This window comes from Lysobacter sp. TAB13 (assembly GCF_052113885.1).
In the GTDB taxonomy this organism is placed as follows: domain Bacteria; phylum Pseudomonadota; class Gammaproteobacteria; order Xanthomonadales; family Xanthomonadaceae; genus Lysobacter; species Lysobacter gummosus.
Genome location: NZ_JBFRDR010000003.1, coordinates 121,816 through 139,099, shown reverse-complemented (window position 1 = coordinate 139,099; position 17,284 = coordinate 121,816). Strand labels below are relative to the sequence as shown.

Genomic DNA, 17,284 nt, shown 5'->3' with positions numbered 1-17,284 from the left:
GGCGGCGCGAGTGGCCGCGGTCAGGATTCGATCAGTTTGCGGATCGGCGCGGGAATGCCGAGCGATGCGAGTTCATCGCGCGCGAACCAGCGCAGGTCGTCATTGTCGCCGACCGCGTCGCGCAAGGCGACTTCGCGCCAGCGCCGCGGCTGCAATTCCAGTTTGTAGTGGCTGAAGGCGTGCGCGACCGGCGCCAGCGCCGCGCCGTCGGCGAATTCGCCGCGCACGTGCGCGCCGAACCATCGCGCGGCCTGGGCTTCGTCGTCGCTTTGCGGCAAGGTCCACAGTGAGGCCCAGATGCCGGCCGGCGGGCGCCGTTGCAGCAGCACGCGGCCGTCGCGATCGAGCAGCCACAGCACCTGCGCGTAACGCTGCGGCGGAACCTTGCCGGGCTTGGGCACCGGCAGTTCGGCGACGCGGCCTTCGATACGCGCAACGCAATCGTGCTGCAGCGGACACAGGATGCAGGACGGATCGGCGCGCGTGCACAAGGTCGCGCCCAGGTCCATCTGCGCTTGGGTGTAGTCGGTCATGCGCGCGTGCGGCAGATGCGATTCGGCCAGCGTCCACAACTGCCGCTCCACCGCCGGCAGGCCGGGATAGCCGTCGATGCCGTGATAGCGGCTGAGCACGCGCTTGACGTTGCCGTCGAGAATCGCGTGGCGATCGCCCCAGGCCTGCGAAGCGATCGCCGCGGCGGTGCTGCGGCCGATGCCGGGCAGCGCGGTCAGTGCGTCGAGCTCGCGCGGCAGATCGCCGCCGTGGTGTTCGACGCAGAACTTCGCCGCGGCATGCAGGTTGCGCGCGCGGGCGTAGTAGCCCAGGCCCGACCACAGCCCGAGCACGGTGTCGAGCGAAGCGGCGGCGAGCGCGGGCACGTCCGGCAGGGCGGCGACGAAGCGCTCGAAGTACGGCGCCGCGGTCTTGACCTGGGTCTGCTGCAGCATGATTTCCGACAGCCACACCCGGTACGGCGAGCGCGGATGTTGCCAGGGCAGATCGTGGCGGCCGCTGACGTCGAACCATGCCAGCAGGCGGCTGGCGAAGGCGTCGTCGCCGCTGGCGGTGGCGGGCGCGTGCGCATCGCGAACCGGCGCGGCGGTTTTCTTCGCGCGGCCAGTCTTGCCGCTGCGGGTCGGGGCGGAGTCGTTGGCGCTTTGGCTACGGGAGGTCATCGGTTTTCAGCGCGCCGCGGTCGGCGCAGTGGGTTCTGGCGGATCGTCTTCGATTTCGATCTCGACGCCTTCCAGAGTGGCGCCGGAGATTTCGATCTTCGGTGTGCTCATGCGTCCGCTCAAGGGCGGCAGCAGCGAGCCTTCGCTCGCGTCCAGCCATTGCAGCACGGCGGGCAGGCGGAAGCCGGCATCGAAACGGGTTTGATCGCGTTGCAGTTGCAGTGCGGCGGGACCGGAGAAATCCGCCTTGCCTTCGTAATCGAGTCGGAACGGCAGCGGCGAATCGGATTGGCCCAGCGGCGGCGGCAGCGCCGGCCAGCCTGCGGGCCAGGTCGCGAGCGTTCCCTGCCAGTGCAGTTGCATCGTCTCGCCGAACGCGAAGCTGCCGTGGGCGTCGAGGTCGGGGATCAGGCTCGCGGGCGCTGCGGTCTTCGGTGCCGATGCCTTGGCCGCGGATGCATTCGTAGCCGCAGCGTCGCCGCGCAACACCGCGCCCATCGGCGCCAGACTCAGCTTGCCGTCGCGATAACGCAGCGGACCGGCCAGGCCGTAGACGAAGGGCAGGTCGGTATCGCCGGCGCGGTAACGCGCGTTCGCGCCCAGGCGCAGACGATCCAGGCCGAGGCCATCGGCGCCCGAATGCAGCAGGGCGCCGAGCCGCACGCGCATCGGCAAAGTCCAGTCCTTGGCCTCGACCGAGACTTTCCCGGCCATGCCGACGCCGCGCGCGAGCGAAGGCCGTTGCAAGGTCGCGGCCACGTCGAACGGGATCGCGAGGCCGTCGCTGAGCACGCGTCCGTCGAGGCGGCCGCGCACCGGTTTGTCCGGGCCGAGTTCGGCGAAATCCACGCCGAAGTTTTCCACCGACCAGCCTTCGCCGATCAATCGTCCGCGCACGACCCGCGCGCCGCGGCTTAATGATGGAATCTTGATCGGCTCGGTCGAAGGCGGGCGCGTGGCCAGCCAATGATTCAAGGCCGCGATATCGATCTGCGGCGCGTCGAGTTCGACCCGTTCGATGTCGAGCGAATCGCCGGCGGCGCGGATCGTCGCCCAGGGCAGGGACAGATAGGCGCGTTCGGCGCGCAGCAGGGGTTTTTCCGCGCCGGGCTCGCGCACCAGCAGATCGCGCACCACGATCATCGGGGTGCCGCGCAACCGGTATTCGCTGGCGCCGCCGGCGCTGATCTCAAGGCCGAGCGCATTGCCGGCCTGGGCCAACACGATCCAGCTGACCTGGCTAGGCCGCGTCAGCCAATGCAGGCCGATCAGCGCCGCCAGCAGCAAGGCAAGGAAGATGTAGATCCGCTTGCGCGAACGGCGTTGCGGCGGCGCCGTCGTTTCGGCGGGCATCGCGCCTCAGCCGCCGAGCGCTTCGGGCAGCAGCGCGTCGACGAAGGCTTCCGCGTCGAATACGCGCAGGTCTTCCGGGCGTTCGCCGATGCCGGCGAAGCGGATCGGAATGCCGAACTCGCGCGCCAGGGCGAACACCACGCCGCCCTTGGCGGTGCCGTCGAGCTTGGTCACCACCAACCCGGTTACGCCCACGGCCGCATGGAACTGCCGCAGCTGCGACAAAGCGTTTTGCCCGGTGGTGCCGTCGATCACCATCAGCACTTCGTGCGGCGCGGTCGGATCGACCTTGCCGAGCACACGGCGGATCTTGCCCAGTTCGGCCATCAAACCTTGTTGCGTGTGCAGACGGCCGGCGGTGTCGGCGATCAGCACTTGGGTGCCGCGGGCCTTGGCCGCCTGCAGCGCGTCGAATGCCACCGATGCGGCATCGGCGTTCTGGCCCTGAGCGACCACCGGCACGCCGTTGCGTTCGCCCCAGGCCTGCAACTGCGCCACCGCGGCGGCGCGGAAGGTGTCGCCGGCGGCGAGCATCAGCGGCCGGCCTTCGTCGCGAAAGCGCTTGGCCAGCTTGCCGATGGTGGTGGTCTTGCCGACGCCGTTGACGCCGACGGTCAGCAGCACGAAGGGTTTGGCGTTGACGTCGATCACCAGCGGCTTGGCCACCGGCTGCAGCATCGCGATCAGCTCGGCGCGCAAGGCGGCCAGCAGCGCCTGGGCGTCGGCGAACTCGCGCGACTTCATACGCTTGCGCAGGCCTTCGACCAGGGCGGTGGTGGCGCCGACGCCGACGTCGGCGGTGATCAGCGCGGTTTCGATTTCGTCGAGCAGGTCGTCGTCCAGGCGCGGGTTGCGCGAGAACAGGCCGCCGAAGCTGCGCGCGAACACGCTGCCGCGCAGGCGGTCGCGCCAGCCTTGCTTGCCGGCGGGCGCGGCCGGCTTGTCGATGTAGTCGGTCGGCGCGACCGGTTCGGTTTCGGCCGAGATGGTCTGCTGCGAAGGCGCGCTCGGCGCGGCGGCGGGCGGCGCGAAGGTTGCGGCCGGCGGCGGCACGGGCGCCGAAGGCTGCGGCAGCGGCGGTTCGATTTCGTGCAGCGCGGCCACGACCTCGGGCGGCACCGGCGGTTCGGCGGCGAAGGCCTGCGGGCTGGGTGCTGGCGTGACCGGCGCGTCGGGTTCGGACGCATCGACTTGCGGCGACAGGCCCGGCGACGGTGCTTGCTGCGCGTCGACGTGCGTATCGGCCTGCGCATCGGGAAACGCGGCGGCCAATTCTTCGGTGGTGAAGCCGCGCTCGGAGGATTTCTCGGCGGCGGTTTCGTTTTTCTTGCGGCGGAAAAAACTGAGCATGAGACGGGAGATGGGGCCATGCGCGAGAATCTCCACATGCTAGCACCGGCCCCCGGACAGTCCCGATGAACAATTCCCGACGCGGCCCGCCTGGCGCCCCTTCTGGCCCGTCCCGACGAGGCCCGGGCGGCGCCGACGCCCCGACCGGCAAGGTGCGCATCATCGGCGGGCGCTGGCGCGGCACCCGCCTGGACGTCGCCGATTCGCCGGGCCTGCGCCCGACTTCCGACCGGGTCCGCGAAACCCTGTTCAACTGGTTGTTGCCGGCGCTGCCGGGCGCGCGCGTGCTGGATCTGTTCGCCGGCAGCGGCGCGCTGGGCATGGAGGCGCTGTCGCGCGGCGCCGCTTCGGCGGTGCTGGTCGAACGCGACCCGGCGCTGGCGGCGAACTTGCGCGCGCTGGCGGCGCGGCTTCAGGGGGGCGAGGCGGCGCAGATCGTCCAGGCCGACGCGCTGGGCTGGCTGGCCGGACAGGCGGCGGCGGGCGAGGGCGGGGCCGGTTTCGATCTGGCCTTCGTCGATCCGCCGTTCGCGGCCGGGCTGTGGGACGCGGTCTGGCCGGCCTTGTTGCCGAGGCTGGCGCCTTCGGCCTGGCTGTACGTGGAAGCGCCGATCGCGACGGCCGTCGCATTGCCGCCGCCGTGGTCGCTGCATCGCGAAGGCGCCACGCGCGATGTGCGTTACGCGCTGTATCGGCGCCTGGACGCTTGATTTGCAGGGTTAGCGGCGCCGGCCCGGGACGGCCGGACGCGCCGCCGCGACCGCGCCGAGGGCCGTCCGGCGGGCCGTGACCCGGCCGCGCGGACGGCTGCTACACTGCGCCGCATCCGGCGGGGGCGGCCTCAACCCGCTCCCCGTCATTCCAGCAGCGAACGACACATCGAATGAGCTCGGCCCGCAACCGCATCGCCGTCTATCCCGGCACGTTCGACCCCATCACCAACGGTCACATCGACCTGGTCGATCGCGCCGCGCCGCTGTTCGAACGCATGATCATCGGCGTCGCCGAGAGCCCGGGCAAAGGCCCGGCGCTGCCGCTGGCGACCCGCGTGGACTTGGCGCGGCAGGCGGTGGCGCACCATGCTCATGTCGAGGTACGCGGCTTCAATTGCCTGCTGGCGCATTTCGTCGCCGAAGTCGGCGGCGGCGTGCTGCTGCGCGGCCTGCGCGCGGTGTCGGACTTCGAATACGAATTCCAGCTGGCCAGCATGAACCGCCATCTGATTCCCGAGGTCGAGACCCTGTTCCTGACCCCGGCTGAGCAATACGGCTTCATTTCGTCCTCGCTGGTGCGCGAAATCGCGCGCCTGGGCGGCGACGTTTCCGGCTTCGTGCCGCCGGCGGTGGCGCAAGCGCTGCAGGCCGAGTGGCAACGCAAGAAAAACTGATCACTCAACGACACACCCGAACCGAACCCAAGGGGCCTACCGATGAAAACTTCCTCCCGTCTGCTGTTGATCGCCTGCCTGGCGCTGCCGTTCGTGGCTGCCTGCCAGAAAGAGGAGAAGAAGGAGGTCGCCGTTGAAGCCGCGGCGTTGTCGGCGCCCAAGACCAGCGACGAAAACGCCTGGAACGCGTATTTGACCGACGTGGTCAAGCGCAACCTCGACGGCGTCAACGGCAGCACCTACGTCTACGTCCTGCCGGCGCCGGATTCGCCGACCTTCCAGCGCGACTACGACCTGATGCTGGAGAAGTCGCAGGCCGACATGTCGCGCGGCATCCTGGAAGGCAACCTGGTCGCGTTCGGTTCGCCCGACTCGGCCAAGACCGCCGACCTGGCCGTGGCTTCCTTCACCAAGGTCGATCCGGCCACCATGAAGGGCGTCAAGTTCATCTTCATCGGCGCCGCCGCCGACAACGAGCGCGTCAAGGCCGCGGTGACACCGGCCGGCGTGAACTACATCTTCGTCGAAGCCAAGTAAGCGCGCGGTTCGGCCGCTTGCGCGGTCGGGCTGGCAGTTGTATCCGGATCGGGCCGCCTTGTGCGGCCCGATTTCGTTGGTGGGGTCGGTGCCCCTTTGAAAGAAGTGCCCCCTTTGAAAAAGGGGGCGGCGCCTGCGGAGAGTGGGTTTCGCGCGAAGCCGCAGCGCGGGGGATTTGCTTTTTGCGAGTGCGGGGTGATCTGACGTAAAAAGCAAATCCCCCCAGCCCCCCTTTTTCAAAGGGGGGAACAGCACGGTGAAGGGGGAGGACAGCGCCAGTGAGTGCCCCCTTTGAAAAAGGGGGCGGCGCCTGCGGAGAGCGGGTTTCGCGAGAAGCTCCAGCGCGGGGGATTTGCTTTTGCGGGTGCGTGGTGATCTGACGTAAAAGCAAATCCCTCCAGCCCCCTTTTTCAAAGGGGGAACAGCACGGCAAAAAGGGCGGCGCTGAGCACCGAATCCGCCCGAACCCGCCAAATCCCTCACCCCCGGCACGCAGCATCCCGGCCCGCCGCTATGCCGGGCGCGGCGGGGGGCCTACACTGAAGGCCTTGCCGGTACAGCGAATCGCGCGGTTTCGCCGGCACCCGTGAACCCCCATGTCGCTGAAGATCAATGAGCTGTGCGTCAACTGCGACGTCTGCGAGCCGGCCTGTCCCAATCAGGCCATCTCCCAGGGCGAGAGCATCTATGTGATCGATCCGGCCCGCTGCACCGAGTGCGTGGGCCATTACGACGAACCGCAATGCGTGGTCGTGTGCCCGGTCGAGTGCATCGACAAAGACCCGCAGTTCGTCGAATCCGAACCGCAGCTGCTCGAAAAGCTGCGCCGTCTACAACAGGAGTGAACCCGATGCGAAAGGCACCGCGACCGCGAGCCGGTCTGATGTCTGCCTGCTTACTGGCTTCGTTGTTGCTGATCGCCGCGCCCGCGCTGTCCAAGGCGCCCGTCGCCAAGGCCGCGCCCGCCGAGACGGCGAAGTCCGCCGCCGCGCATCCGCCCGGGACCGTCATCGCCAGCGCCCACTCGCTGTCGGCGCAGGCCGGCCTTGAGATTGTCCGCCAGGGCGGCAACGCCTTCGATGCCGCGATCGCGGTGTCCTCGACCTTGTCGGTGGTCGAACCGGTCAGCTCCGGCATCGGCGGCGGCGGTTTCTTCCTGCTGCACGACGCCAAGACCAATCGCGACATCTTCCTGGACGCGCGCGAAACCGCGCCCGCCGCGGCGACGCCTGCGGCGTTCCTGGACGAGAAGGGCGAGCTCAACCGCGATCGCTCCGTCAACGGCCCGTGGTCGGCGGGCATTCCCGGATTGCCGGCGGCACTGGTCCATCTCGCGCAGAAGTACGGCAAGCTGCCGCTGAAGACGTCGCTGGCGCCGGCGATCCGCATCGCCCGCGAAGGCTTCCCGGTCTACGCGCGCCTGGAAAAAAGCTACGGCAGCCGGCGCGAAGTGATGGAGCGTTACCGCGGCACGCGCGAGGTCTATCTGGCCGACGGCGATCCGCCCAAGGTCGGCGAAATCTTCAAGCAGCCCGATCTGGCGCGCACGCTGGAACTGCTGGGCGAGAAGGGCTTCGATGGCTTCTATCGCGGCGAAGTCGCGCAGAAGCTGCTCGCTTCGGTCAAGGAAGAAGGCGGCCAATGGAAGCCTGAGGAATTGTCCGGCTACAAGGTGCGCGAACGCGAACCCCTGCGCCTGAAGTACCGCAGCTGGGACATCGTCACCGCGCCGCCGCCGTCGTCGGGCGGCGTGGCCTTCGCCGAGATCCTGCAGATTCTCGAAGGCTGGGACCTGAGCAAGCTCGATCCCGCGCACCGCACCCACATCATCGCCGAGGCCATGCGCCGCGCGTATCGCGACCGCACCATTTACCTGGGCGATCCGGACTTCGTGAAGATCCCGCTGGCGCGCCTGACCAGCGCCGATTACGCCGCCGGCCTGCGCGCCACCATCCATCCGGACAAGGCCACGCCCAGCGACCTGCTGTCGGGTCAGCCGGCGCCGCTGGAAGACGACGAGACCACGCATTTTTCGATCATCGATCACGACGGCAACCGCGTCTCGGCCACCCAGACCGTCAACCTGCTGTACGGCTCGGGCCTGGTCGCGCCGGGCACCGGCGTGCTGCTCAACAACGAGATGGACGATTTCGCCCTGCGCCCGGGCACGCCGAACGCCTTCGGCGTGATGGGCTTCGCCGCCAACGCGCCGGAAGCGGGCAAGCGCATGCTCAGCTCGATGACGCCGAGTTTCATGGAGTCCAAGGACAAAGTGATCGCGGTCGGCGCGCCCGGCGGCAGCCGCATCATCACCCAGGTGCTGCTGGCGGTGCTGGCCTACGACGCCGGCCTGGCGCCGCAGAAGGTCGCCGACCAACCGCGCATCCATCACCAGTGGTTGCCCGACGTGATCTCGGCCGAAGCCGGCGCGCTCGACGCCGACACCGTCGCCAAGCTGCAGGCCATGGGCCACAAGGTCAACGCCGCCGAATCGCCCTGGGGCAATCTGCAGACGGTGATGTGGAACAAGCATGACAACACCTTGTCCGGCGGCACCGATCCGCGCAATCCGGTCGGCCAGGCCGCGGTGCTGCTGAGCCGGCCCTGACGCGGACGGCCGCCGTGCGATGGCGCGGCGGCCATGCGGTGAAGTAGATTGCGCCGCATGGGCAGCGGCCCAGGCAAGGACAGGGGAAACAGGTCAGTGAGCGACGAGAACAAGCCTTGGTACACCCGCGTCACCGCGATTTCGGTCGCCGCGGTCGCTTTTCTGGTCGCTCTGACCACGCTGGTCAACAACGTGCGCGAGATCGGCGGCCTCAAGGACAAGACGCCGCCCGCGCCGACGACGCAGTCGCCGGCCGCCACGCCCGCGGTCAAGCCCGACCTGCCCAAGGCGCCTTCGCGCTATTCGGTGCTGCTGACGCTGGAAAAGATCGAAGTGATCAACGACGGCACCAGCGGCAGCACTTCGTGGTCGTTTCAGGTCAGCGCCGGCGGCCAGGATCTGTTCGAACTGCCTTCGCGCGACTACATCGACACCGAGGAAGGCCGCAACGTCACTCCGCGCGGCAGCGACCCGTCGATGGGCCGCGTGATGCTGGTCCCGGGGCAGGAGATGCTGATCAAGATCAACGGCCGCTCGGCCGGGCTGATCAGCAAGCTGTCGGCCAGCGGCACCGCCACCTTGGTCGCCGACAAACCGCTGGCGCCGGTGCGCGTGGTCTCCGCCGACGGCCGCGACGGCGAGTTCATTTTTCACTTCGCGACGGTGGCGACGCCGCAGTAGTGCCGGGAATGGGGAATCGGGAATAGGGAATGGAAAGGGCAAAAGCCGGGCGGGAAGCTACAGTGAATGCCCGGACGATTCCCGATTCTCCATTCCCGATTCCCGAGGCTGGTTCCGGCTAAAATCAGCCATCCCCCGCCAATGCCCGCAACCCGGGCGGTGCAGCCATGAAGCTCTGGTCGATCCTCGGCAACTCGCAGAAACTCGACGGCGGCGCGATGTTCGGCAACGCGCCGCGGGCGATGTGGGCCAAATGGTCGCCGCCCGACGATCAAAACCGCATCGAGCTGGCCTGCCGCGCCTTGCTCGCCAGCCCGCTGGCCGGCAAGACGGTGTTGTTCGAGGCCGGCATCGGCGCGTTCTTCGAACCCAAGCTGCGCGAGCGTTACGGCGTGGTCGAAGAGCGCCATGTGCTGATCGATTCGCTGGCCAAGGCCGGCTTCGCGCCGGAAGACATCGACGTGGTGGTGCTCTCGCATCTGCACTTCGATCACGCCGGCGGACTGCTCGCGCCGTGGGCCGAAGGGCAGGCGCCGCGCCTGCTGTTCCCCAATGCCTCGTATCTGGTCGGGCGCGAGCACTACCAGCGCGCGCTGCAGCCGCATCCGCGCGATCGCGCCAGCTTCATCGCCGAACTGCCGGCGCTGCTGGAAGCCACCGGCCGGCTGGAACTGGTCGAGGGCGAGTATTCGAAGTTGCTCGGCGGCGCCGTGCGTTTCCATTACAGCGACGGCCACACGCCGGGACTGATGCTGGCCGAGATCGTCGGCCCCGAGCAGGTCCAGGGCCAGCCGCACGGCGGCGTGGTGTTCTGCGCCGACCTGATTCCGGGCCGGCCGTGGGTGCACGTGCCGATCACCATGGGCTACGACCGCAACGCCGAGCTGCTGATCGATGAGAAGAAAGCCTTTCTCAGCGACAAGCTCGAACGCAACGTGCATCTGTTCTTCACCCACGACCCGGGTTGCGCGCTGGCGCAGGTGGTGCGCGACGACAAGGGCAAGTTCGGCACCGTGCACGAAGTCGCCGAACTGCAGGCGCGGGCGCTGGCTGCATGAATTTGCGCCGCCCAGCGCGGCGCTGGCGCGCGATCGCGCTGGTCGCGATGCTGGCCTGCGCGGGCGCGGCCTGGGCGCAGGACGCCGAAGACGGCGAGCCGGTGGGCGAACCGATCAGCGGCAAGGCGCTGAGCGATCGCGATTTCGGCGTGCTGACGCGGCAGTTCGGCCTGGACCGTCGGGTCGAGATGTATCAGTGGCGGCGCGAGTTCGGCATCGCTTCGCAGGGCGACGGTTACGAGCGCGTGTGGAACGCGGCGCCGATCGATTCCAGCGGGTACTCGCCCGGTCACGCCAATCCGTCGCGGATGCCGCTGGAGAACCGGCGCTGGTGGTCGGAGTCGGCGACGCTCGACGGCAAACCGCTGGGCAGCGAGGTTTTGCGCGCGATCGGCGAGTGGCGGGTGTTCCGGCCTAATTTCAGCCGTTTGCCGTCGAACCTGGCGGCGACGTTTCAGCCCGAGGGCGATGGCCTGGGCAGTTCGGAGAATCCGCTCGATCCGCAGATCGGCGATTTGCGCGTGAGTTGGCGCGAACTGCGGTTGCCGGCGTTGGAAGGCAAACTGGAATTGCGCGAAGGCGTGTGGCGTCTGCGCCCGGAAGCGGCCGCGGCGGCCTTGAACGCAGCGCCGGCGCGTGAGCCGCTCGCGCCGGCGGCGGCGAAACCTGCAACCCGCGGCTGGTCGCCGGGGTGGTTCGCGGTGGCGGTGGTGTTGGCGCTGATCGTGTTGTATCGGCTGCGTAAGCGGCGGCAGGCGCGGAGATAGTTTCGCGCGAGCGGAACGAAAGGCATCGGGGCTGAAAGCCCCTCCCACAAAAGATTGCGTGGCTTCGGCGTCTGTTGTGGGAGGGGCTTTCAGCCCCGACGCTTTTCGATCAGCAAACCATGAGCCAACACGTCAAGCGTAATGCTTGGTTCCGAAAATCTTGTCGCCCGCATCGCCCAACCCCGGCAGGATGTAGCCGACCTCGTTGAGCCGCTCATCCACCGACGCGGTAAACACCTCCACATCCGGGTGCTTGGCTTCCAGCGCCTTCAATCCTTCCGGCGCCGCGACCAGAAACAGCCCCTTGATGCGCTTGCAGCCGGCGTTCTTGAGCAGATCCACCGTCGCGATCAGGCTGCCGCCGGTGGCGAGCATCGGATCGAGAATCAGCGCGGTGCGCTCTTCCATGCGTCCGGTGAGTTTTTCGTAGTAGCCGACCGGCTGCAGCGTCTGTTCGTCGCGCTGCAGGCCGACCACGCCGACCTTGGCCGCCGGAATCAGCTCCAGCACACCCGGCAGCATGCCCAGGCCGGCGCGCAGGATCGGCACCAGAGTGACCTTGGCGCCCTTGATCCGGCGCGTGACGACCGGCCCGGCCCAGCCTTCGACCACGGCTTCCTCGGTTTCGAGGTCGGCGGTGGCTTCGTAGGTGAGCAGGGTCGCGACTTCCGAGGCCAACTCGCGGAACGACTTGGTGCTGTTGTCGGCGCGGCGCATCAGGCCGAGTTTGTGTTGGACGAGGGGGTGGCGGACTTCGACGATTTTCATTGGGCGGCCTGGGTGCGGGGGCGGGCGATCGTTGTTGCAAAGGATTGACGGTTGCGGGGCGGGGCGCAAGCGTGGATTCGTCAGCCGAAGGCTCTTGCTGTTGCCCCCTTTGAAAAAGGGGGCGGACGACGCGAAGCGTCGCGGGGGATTTGCTTTTGCCTTTGCTGTTGCTTCTGCGGGGGAAAGCAAAAGCAAATCCCCCCTGGCCCTCCGGCCCACAGGCACAGCCTGTGGGCGTTCAGTGCCGCGCGAACCTGAGGTTCGCAAGCGCGGCCCTTCACCCTTTTTCAAAGGGGGGAACCCAATAGGTTGGGATGTCTTGGCCTTGCAGCTTAATCGGCGGTGGCGTAGAGGTTGTCGCCGTCGGCTAGCGCCTGCTCGACGAAGCGCGAGAACTCATGCACCTGGGTGGGATCGGTGAACTTGGCCCCGATCCGCATCAACTCCGCTTGCAAGCCCGGCAACTCGCCCAACAACAAGGTGCTGTCGGCGTAGTAGTCGCGCAACTTGTGCAGCAGCGGATACTCGTCGCGCGGCTGCGCCCGGGCCAGCAACTGCGAATGCAGCATCTCGTCGATGGCGAACAGCTTGCGCGAGGTGTGGATCTCGCGCTCGTGCCGGGCCTGGATCAGGTCGAGGGCCATGAGCGAACTTGCTCCTTGTTCTGCCGCCGCGGCCGAGCATTCACGCGCGGCTGCGTTCGATGCGGATCGTGGGCGGCAACGTGCGATCGAACGACCAGTGATAACGATAGACGTCGCCAAGCGAGACCGCCTGGATGCAGTGAGGCTCGAAAGCGCCGGAGATGAAGATTTCGGCCGTTACGCAATAGAAGATCCACGTCGGCGTTTGCGTGGCCAAGTCGATCAACGCCAGGAAACCTTCGCCCTCCCAGGCGCCGTCGCCGCCGACCAAGGCTTCGTGTCCGTCGGGGTGCCGGGTTTCGAATGAGGGGTAGAGCGTCGCAAATCCGATGTCGTCGGCCGGTGCGGGAGGCGAGGCCTGCGCCGCGACACGAAAATCCCCGTCGGGGCATCCATGCAGGGCGAAAATGCGCCCGTCCGGCAGATGAAATCCGTCTACCGGAGGCAGACGGAATTCCGCAGCGCCGAGTATGCGCGGCAACGGCATGGCTTGGATCGGGCTGTGAAGGTGCGCGGGGCTCAGGCCGTACGCACGTACTGAATCTCGATCCCGTCGCTGCCGCCGATCGCTGCGCGCAGCACGGTGATCAGCGAGCCGGCGTTGAGGTGATCGATCTCGATCATGTCGACCACGGCGTGGTCGATCCAGTAGTCCTGGTCCTTGCTGTCTTCTTCTTCCAGCGCGGCCACCAGGATCTGCAGCTCTTCTTCGCTGATCTCGCCGATGTCGGCGCCGGTTTCCTTGTTCGACAAACGGATCATTCCATTGGCTCCTTTGGAGCAGTAGTGAGTGAAGAAGAGTGAGGAGTGAGTAAGAGCGAGAAGCGGCTTTCGCTCACTCCTCACTCTTCTCCACTCACTCCCAGGCCGTCAGGCCGCCGCGGCCTGCTGCGCGCGCGGGCCTTCGCGCAGGGCGCGGCCGACCATCGACACCAGCAGTTCCAGCTCGTCGCTGCCGATGGTGAAGTTCGGGGTGAAACGCAGCGAGTTGACGCCGCCGTGGATCACGCCGATGCCGCGTTCGCGCAGCCACTCTTCCGTGGAACCGGCGCCGAAGCACTTGAACTGCGGGGCCAGTTCGCACGAGAACAGCAGGCCGGTGCCCTGGACCTTGGTGATCAGGCCGCCGAGCTCGCTCTTGAGCTTCTCCAGCTTGGCGATCGCCTCGGCGCCGCGCGCGCGGATGTTGGCGCGCAGTTCCGGGGTGACGTGTTCGAGCACGGCGACGGCGACGTCGAGCGCGCGCGGGTTGCTGGTCATGGTGTTGCCGTACAGACCCTTGCGGTACAGCGAGGCGGCGCGATCGCCGACGGCGAGCACCGACAACGGGTACTGGCCGGCGTTGAGGGCCTTGGAATAGGTCTCCATGTCCGGCGCGTCCAGGCCTTCGAAGCCGGGGTAATCGATGATCGACAGCACGCCGTGGGCGCGCAGGCCGGCCTGGATCGAATCGACCAGCAGCAGCGAGCCGTGGTTGCGGGTGAGTTCGCGCGCGGCGGCGTAGAACGCCGGCGGCACGCCGCGGCCCGGGTCGCCTTCGCCCATCACCGGTTCCAGGAACATCGCTTCGATGAACCAGTGGTTGGTTTCGGCGTCGCTGAAGATTTTCTTCAGCGCGTCGATGTCGTACGGCTCGACGGTGAGCACCGAATCCTCGCCGCGGTAGCTGGCCAGGTGCTGGCTGTAGGCCTTGCGCGAGGAATCCGAGTACAGCGCCGGACGCTCGGTGCGGCCGTGGAAGCTGCCCTTGACCACCACGCGCTTGATCGCGCGGCCGGCGTGCTTGGCGCCCGGGTCGGTCATCAGCTTAGCGTTGACGTCGGCGATGCGCGCGGCCAGCGAGACCGATTCGGAACCCGAATTCAGGCAGAAGAAGCGCTCGAACGGACAGCCGCCGCGGTTCACGCCGATGGCCGCGCGCAGGGCGCGCTCGAAGCGCAGCTGCGACAGCGACGGGGTCATGATGTTGGCCATCACCTGCGGCTTGGCCATCGCCGCGATCACCGCCGAGGGCGTGTGGCCGAAGCCGAGCATGCCGTAGCCGCCGGAGTCGTGCAGCACCGCGCCCTTGAGGGTGATCACCCACGGGCCGCGCGCGGCCAGGGCGATGTACGGGTTGACGCCGTCGTCGGGATAGAAATTGACGTAGCCCTGCTGGACCGCGTCGATCTGCGCGTCTTCGTCCAGCTCGAGCAAGTCGGCGTGCAGATCGCGCACCAGCGCGTACTCGGCGGCGGCGGCGGCGATGGCTTCGCCCAGATCGGGATGGGTGACGGCGAAGCGGGCGACGGTGTCGTCGTCCAGGCCGACGGTGCGGCGCTTGCCGGCATGCGCGCGCAGCGGCGCGAGTTGGCTGAGCAAATTGGTCATCTCGATCTCCAAAAGGTCGTCGGCGTCGTGCCGTGTGTTGCGTGGGAGACCGGTCCGCCTTCATGGCTGGACGCGCGCGGTTGCAGCAGCCCCCCGGCCGCCAAGCGCCATCTCTCACATCGAACGAAGAGGACCAGGACGCAGTCCCCGCGTAACTCGTTGAAACCCCGAAACATCGCGCAAAAATTTTGCGTAAGGCCATGGCCTTTTGACGATTTTTCGTTTCATTTCAATGATTTATGCGAGTCTATCACGTGCTGCGTTCGCCGATAACCCCCTGCCTGCGCAGGTTCAGACTGCCCGCCCGGGCCGCGTTTCGTACCGCTGGTGACGCTTGTCACCGGCGATGAATGTCTTCGTGCACTGCCGCGGAACGATCGCGAAACCGACAGTGGCCGCACCTTCCGGCAACCGCGTGAGGTTCGGCCATGAACGCGATCCATCCCTTCCATCGCGTCGTCGCCGTGGCCGCGCGGCAACCGGATCCGGGCGAGATCCCGGCGGCCAAGGCGGCGCGTCCGGCTCATGGCCGCGCCGTCGGCGCGCTGCCGCGGCGTTCGCAATACCAACCCATTTTCCCAGGCCTGCGCCGGCAAGACCGCGCCGGCCCGCAGCGCAGCCTCTGAACGACGGCTGCCGCAGGCGTACCTATTCATGGAGATCCGTATGCACCCGATGACACCGGCCCGGTTCCGCCAGGCCCGAACCCTGACCCGCACCGCGCTGAGCGCCGGCCTGCTGCTGGGCCTGCTCGCCAGCGCCGCGGCCTTCGCCGCCGAGCCGCCGGCCGCCGCCGCGCAGACGCCGGCCGCCTCCGAAGCCGCAGCCCCGGCCGATCCGTCCGCGGGCGCGCCGTCGCTGCAGTTCGCGATCCGCCAGGTGCGGGTGTTCGACGGCGAACGCGTGCTGCCGTCGGCGACGGTGCTGGTGCGCGACGGCCTGATCGCCGAAGTCGGCGCGAAGGTGAAAGTGCCCGACGGCGTGCCGGTGCTGGACGGTGCCGGCCAGACCCTGCTGCCGGGCCTGATCGACTCGCACGTGCACAGTTGGGGCGATGCCCGCGGCGACGCGCTGCGCTTCGGCGTGACCACCGAACTGGACATGTTCACCGACCACCACCTGCTGGCCGCGGCCAAGCGCGAGCGCGAAAGCCGCGCCAAGACCACGCAGGCCGATCTGTGGTCGGCCGGCACCCTGGTCACGGCCAAGGGCGGCCATGGCACCGAATACGGCTTCGCGATCCCGACCCTGGACGATCCCGCCCAGGCCCAGGCCTTCGTCGATGCGCGCATCGAGGAAGGTTCGGACTACATCAAGCTGGTGCTGGAACAGGCCCGCGACGCCAACGGCAAGCCGCGCATGGCGACCTTGAGCGAACCGGCGCTGCGCGCGGCGATCAAGGCCGCGCATGCGCGCAAGCGTCTGGCGGTCGTGCACGTATCGCTGGAAGAAGAGGCCGCGCTGGCGATCGATGCCGGCGCCGACGGCCTGGTCCACATCAACGGCGACCGCATCGACGATCCCAAGCTGATCGCCGCGATCAAGCGCAACAAAGCCTTCGTGGTGCCGACGCTGAGCGTGATGGCTTCGGTCGCCAGCGCGGGCGAAGGCGCCCGCCTCGCCGCCGATCCGCGCATCGCGCCGTGGCTGCAGCAGCCGCAGAAAGACCTATTGGGCAACAGTTTCCGCGCCGGGCCCAGCGCCGCGGAGGTTCTCAATAAGTCGCTGGAGAACGTGCGCAATCTGCACGCGGCCGGCGTGCCGCTGCTGGCCGGCACCGACGCCGGCAATCCCGGCACCACCCACGGCGCCAGCGAACACGGCGAACTCGATCTGCTGGTGCGCGCCGGCCTGACCCCGGTCGAAGCCCTGCGCGCGGCGACCTCGGTGCCGGCGCGCAGCTTCAAGCTCGACGATCGCGGCCGTATCGCGCCGGGCCTGCGCGCGGACCTGTTGCTGGTCGATGGCGATCCGACCACCGACATCACCGCCACCCGCGCCGTCCGCACGATCTGGAAGAACGGCTATCCGGTGAGCCGCGCGATCGGCGCCAACGTGCCGACGGTCGCGACGGGCCCGATCGCGCTGTTCATCGACGGCAAGCCGAGCGAGCGCTGGCTGGCCACCAGCGACGCCTACATGGGCGGCACCTCCACCTCGGTTCTGCAGGCCGGGCAGGGCGGCGGCCAGGCGCCTTCGCTCCAGGCCAAGGGCGAATTGACGACCGGTTTCGCCCAGCCCTGGGCCGGATTGATGTTCAATCCCTCACAGGTGCCGATGGGCGTGGCCGACGCGAGCGCGGTGCGCGAGCTGAGCTTCCGCCTGCGTGGCGACGGACACGCCCTGACCTTGTTCGTGTTCTCCGGCGCGGACAAAAACGGCCGTCCGGGCATGCAAACGATCCCGGCCGGCAAGCAATGGCAGGAGGTGCGCGTGCCGCTGGCGACCATGCCCAACGTCGATTTGAAGCGTTTGCGCGGCATCGCGGTGAGCGCGATGGGCGCGCCGGGGCCGTTCTCATTCGAGATCGAGGCCGTCGAACTCCGCTAAAGTCCGCATCGATCGTGGCACGGGGGTGCCTGAATC

Annotated in this window: 18 protein-coding genes; 10 read left to right on the top strand and 8 right to left on the bottom strand. The window is 68.1% G+C overall.

All coding sequences use genetic code 11. The features are described 5' to 3' along the window. Positions 1–20: 20 nt before the first annotated feature. Genes mutY through ftsY form a run of 3 tightly spaced genes read right to left on the bottom strand, consistent with a single transcriptional unit; the run spans position 21 to position 3,878 of the window. Positions 21–1,175, bottom strand: coding sequence for an A/G-specific adenine glycosylase (gene mutY / locus AB4Y92_RS05275; protein ID WP_441818682.1), 1,155 nt, complete (start codon positions 1,173–1,175; stop codon positions 21–23). A 6-nt stretch (positions 1,176–1,181) separates the two neighbouring features. Next, complete coding sequence (locus tag AB4Y92_RS05270; protein WP_441818681.1) at positions 1,182–2,528, bottom strand: hypothetical protein; 1,347 nt, start codon at positions 2,526–2,528, stop codon at positions 1,182–1,184. A gap of 6 nt (positions 2,529–2,534) precedes the next feature. Beyond that, positions 2,535–3,878 (bottom strand): signal recognition particle-docking protein FtsY, encoded by a 1,344-nt coding sequence (ftsY, locus tag AB4Y92_RS05265; protein ID WP_441818680.1) that lies wholly within the window; start codon positions 3,876–3,878, stop codon positions 2,535–2,537. A gap of 65 nt (positions 3,879–3,943) precedes the next feature. On the opposite strand from ftsY, the gene rsmD reads away from it, so the two are divergent. The 8 genes from rsmD to AB4Y92_RS05225 all read left to right on the top strand — a co-directional run bounded on the left by rsmD (position 3,944) and on the right by AB4Y92_RS05225 (position 10,916). Then, positions 3,944–4,588 carry a 16S rRNA (guanine(966)-N(2))-methyltransferase RsmD gene (rsmD, locus tag AB4Y92_RS05260; protein WP_441818679.1) on the top strand — a complete coding sequence of 215 codons (645 nt, stop codon included), beginning with the start codon at positions 3,944–3,946 and terminating at the stop codon, positions 4,586–4,588. 173 nt (positions 4,589–4,761) lie between these two features. Continuing rightward, complete coding sequence (gene coaD, locus AB4Y92_RS05255) at positions 4,762–5,265, top strand: pantetheine-phosphate adenylyltransferase (RefSeq protein ID WP_441818678.1); 504 nt, start codon at positions 4,762–4,764, stop codon at positions 5,263–5,265. A gap of 42 nt (positions 5,266–5,307) precedes the next feature. Then, positions 5,308–5,802 carry a hypothetical protein gene (locus tag AB4Y92_RS05250; RefSeq protein WP_441818677.1) on the top strand — a complete coding sequence of 165 codons (495 nt, stop codon included), beginning with the start codon at positions 5,308–5,310 and terminating at the stop codon, positions 5,800–5,802. Between the two features lie 596 nt (positions 5,803–6,398). Next, positions 6,399–6,647, top strand: coding sequence for a YfhL family 4Fe-4S dicluster ferredoxin (locus AB4Y92_RS05245; protein WP_057943660.1), 249 nt, complete (start codon positions 6,399–6,401; stop codon positions 6,645–6,647). Positions 6,648–6,685: 38 nt separating this feature from the next. Next, a complete protein-coding gene (ggt, locus tag AB4Y92_RS05240; protein WP_441818676.1) occupies positions 6,686–8,410 on the top strand; it encodes a gamma-glutamyltransferase in 1,725 nt (574 codons plus the stop codon). Positions 8,411–8,506: 96 nt separating this feature from the next. After that, positions 8,507–9,091, top strand: coding sequence for a hypothetical protein (locus AB4Y92_RS05235; protein ID WP_441818675.1), 585 nt, complete (start codon positions 8,507–8,509; stop codon positions 9,089–9,091). Between the two features lie 167 nt (positions 9,092–9,258). Then, positions 9,259–10,149 carry an MBL fold metallo-hydrolase gene (locus AB4Y92_RS05230; RefSeq protein ID WP_441818674.1) on the top strand — a complete coding sequence of 297 codons (891 nt, stop codon included), beginning with the start codon at positions 9,259–9,261 and terminating at the stop codon, positions 10,147–10,149. Further along, positions 10,146–10,916: a TMEM43 family protein gene (locus tag AB4Y92_RS05225; RefSeq protein ID WP_441818673.1), complete on the top strand. Its 771-nt coding sequence runs from the start codon at positions 10,146–10,148 to the stop codon at positions 10,914–10,916. Before AB4Y92_RS05230 ends, AB4Y92_RS05225 begins: the two co-directional genes overlap by 4 nt. A 132-nt stretch (positions 10,917–11,048) precedes the next feature. On the opposite strand, the gene upp is transcribed toward AB4Y92_RS05225, so the two are convergent. From upp to AB4Y92_RS05200, 5 genes are all read right to left on the bottom strand, one after another. Continuing rightward, on the bottom strand, positions 11,049–11,684 hold the full coding sequence (gene upp, locus AB4Y92_RS05220) for a uracil phosphoribosyltransferase (protein ID WP_057943655.1): 636 nt from the start codon (positions 11,682–11,684) through the stop codon (positions 11,049–11,051). Between the two features lie 332 nt (positions 11,685–12,016). Continuing rightward, positions 12,017–12,328 carry a hypothetical protein gene (locus tag AB4Y92_RS05215; protein ID WP_441818672.1) on the bottom strand — a complete coding sequence of 104 codons (312 nt, stop codon included), beginning with the start codon at positions 12,326–12,328 and terminating at the stop codon, positions 12,017–12,019. 40 nt (positions 12,329–12,368) lie between these two features. Then, a complete protein-coding gene (locus tag AB4Y92_RS05210) occupies positions 12,369–12,815 on the bottom strand; it encodes a hypothetical protein (RefSeq protein ID WP_441818671.1) in 447 nt (148 codons plus the stop codon). 32 nt (positions 12,816–12,847) lie between these two features. Further along, the gene (locus tag AB4Y92_RS05205) at positions 12,848–13,090 is read right to left on the bottom strand and encodes a hypothetical protein (protein WP_036101983.1); all 243 of its coding nucleotides are present in this window, start codon (positions 13,088–13,090) and stop codon (positions 12,848–12,850) included. A gap of 108 nt (positions 13,091–13,198) precedes the next feature. After that, positions 13,199–14,698, bottom strand: coding sequence for an aminotransferase class III-fold pyridoxal phosphate-dependent enzyme (locus tag AB4Y92_RS05200; RefSeq protein WP_441818670.1), 1,500 nt, complete (start codon positions 14,696–14,698; stop codon positions 13,199–13,201). Positions 14,699–15,126: 428 nt separating this feature from the next. Between AB4Y92_RS05200 and AB4Y92_RS05195 the strand changes: the two genes are divergently transcribed. Both AB4Y92_RS05195 and AB4Y92_RS05190 read left to right on the top strand, forming a co-directional pair. Then, positions 15,127–15,324, top strand: coding sequence for a hypothetical protein (locus tag AB4Y92_RS05195; RefSeq protein WP_441818669.1), 198 nt, complete (start codon positions 15,127–15,129; stop codon positions 15,322–15,324). Positions 15,325–15,364: 40 nt separating this feature from the next. Further along, positions 15,365–17,248 (top strand): CIA30 family protein, encoded by a 1,884-nt coding sequence (locus AB4Y92_RS05190; RefSeq protein ID WP_441818668.1) that lies wholly within the window; start codon positions 15,365–15,367, stop codon positions 17,246–17,248. Positions 17,249–17,284 lie beyond the last annotated feature (36 nt).

What these genes read in the sequence shown, in the direction of transcription:
- mutY (WP_441818682.1), bottom strand. Translation starts at nt 1,175, where the DNA reads ATGACCTCCCGTAGCCAAAGCGCCAACGACTCCGCCCCGACCCGCAGC.
- AB4Y92_RS05270 (WP_441818681.1), bottom strand. Translation starts at nt 2,528, where the DNA reads ATGCCCGCCGAAACGACGGCGCCGCCGCAACGCCGTTCGCGCAAGCGG.
- ftsY (WP_441818680.1), bottom strand. Translation starts at nt 3,878, where the DNA reads ATGCTCAGTTTTTTCCGCCGCAAGAAAAACGAAACCGCCGCCGAGAAA.
- rsmD (WP_441818679.1), top strand. Translation starts at nt 3,944, where the DNA reads ATGAACAATTCCCGACGCGGCCCGCCTGGCGCCCCTTCTGGCCCGTCC.
- coaD (WP_441818678.1), top strand. Translation starts at nt 4,762, where the DNA reads ATGAGCTCGGCCCGCAACCGCATCGCCGTCTATCCCGGCACGTTCGAC.
- AB4Y92_RS05250 (WP_441818677.1), top strand. Translation starts at nt 5,308, where the DNA reads ATGAAAACTTCCTCCCGTCTGCTGTTGATCGCCTGCCTGGCGCTGCCG.
- AB4Y92_RS05245 (WP_057943660.1), top strand. Translation starts at nt 6,399, where the DNA reads ATGTCGCTGAAGATCAATGAGCTGTGCGTCAACTGCGACGTCTGCGAG.
- ggt (WP_441818676.1), top strand. Translation starts at nt 6,686, where the DNA reads ATGTCTGCCTGCTTACTGGCTTCGTTGTTGCTGATCGCCGCGCCCGCG.
- AB4Y92_RS05230 (WP_441818674.1), top strand. Translation starts at nt 9,259, where the DNA reads ATGAAGCTCTGGTCGATCCTCGGCAACTCGCAGAAACTCGACGGCGGC.
- AB4Y92_RS05225 (WP_441818673.1), top strand. Translation starts at nt 10,146, where the DNA reads ATGAATTTGCGCCGCCCAGCGCGGCGCTGGCGCGCGATCGCGCTGGTC.
- upp (WP_057943655.1), bottom strand. Translation starts at nt 11,684, where the DNA reads ATGAAAATCGTCGAAGTCCGCCACCCCCTCGTCCAACACAAACTCGGC.
- AB4Y92_RS05215 (WP_441818672.1), bottom strand. Translation starts at nt 12,328, where the DNA reads ATGGCCCTCGACCTGATCCAGGCCCGGCACGAGCGCGAGATCCACACC.
- AB4Y92_RS05210 (WP_441818671.1), bottom strand. Translation starts at nt 12,815, where the DNA reads ATGCCGTTGCCGCGCATACTCGGCGCTGCGGAATTCCGTCTGCCTCCG.
- AB4Y92_RS05205 (WP_036101983.1), bottom strand. Translation starts at nt 13,090, where the DNA reads ATGATCCGTTTGTCGAACAAGGAAACCGGCGCCGACATCGGCGAGATC.
- AB4Y92_RS05200 (WP_441818670.1), bottom strand. Translation starts at nt 14,698, where the DNA reads ATGACCAATTTGCTCAGCCAACTCGCGCCGCTGCGCGCGCATGCCGGC.
- AB4Y92_RS05195 (WP_441818669.1), top strand. Translation starts at nt 15,127, where the DNA reads ATGAACGCGATCCATCCCTTCCATCGCGTCGTCGCCGTGGCCGCGCGG.
- AB4Y92_RS05190 (WP_441818668.1), top strand. Translation starts at nt 15,365, where the DNA reads ATGCACCCGATGACACCGGCCCGGTTCCGCCAGGCCCGAACCCTGACC.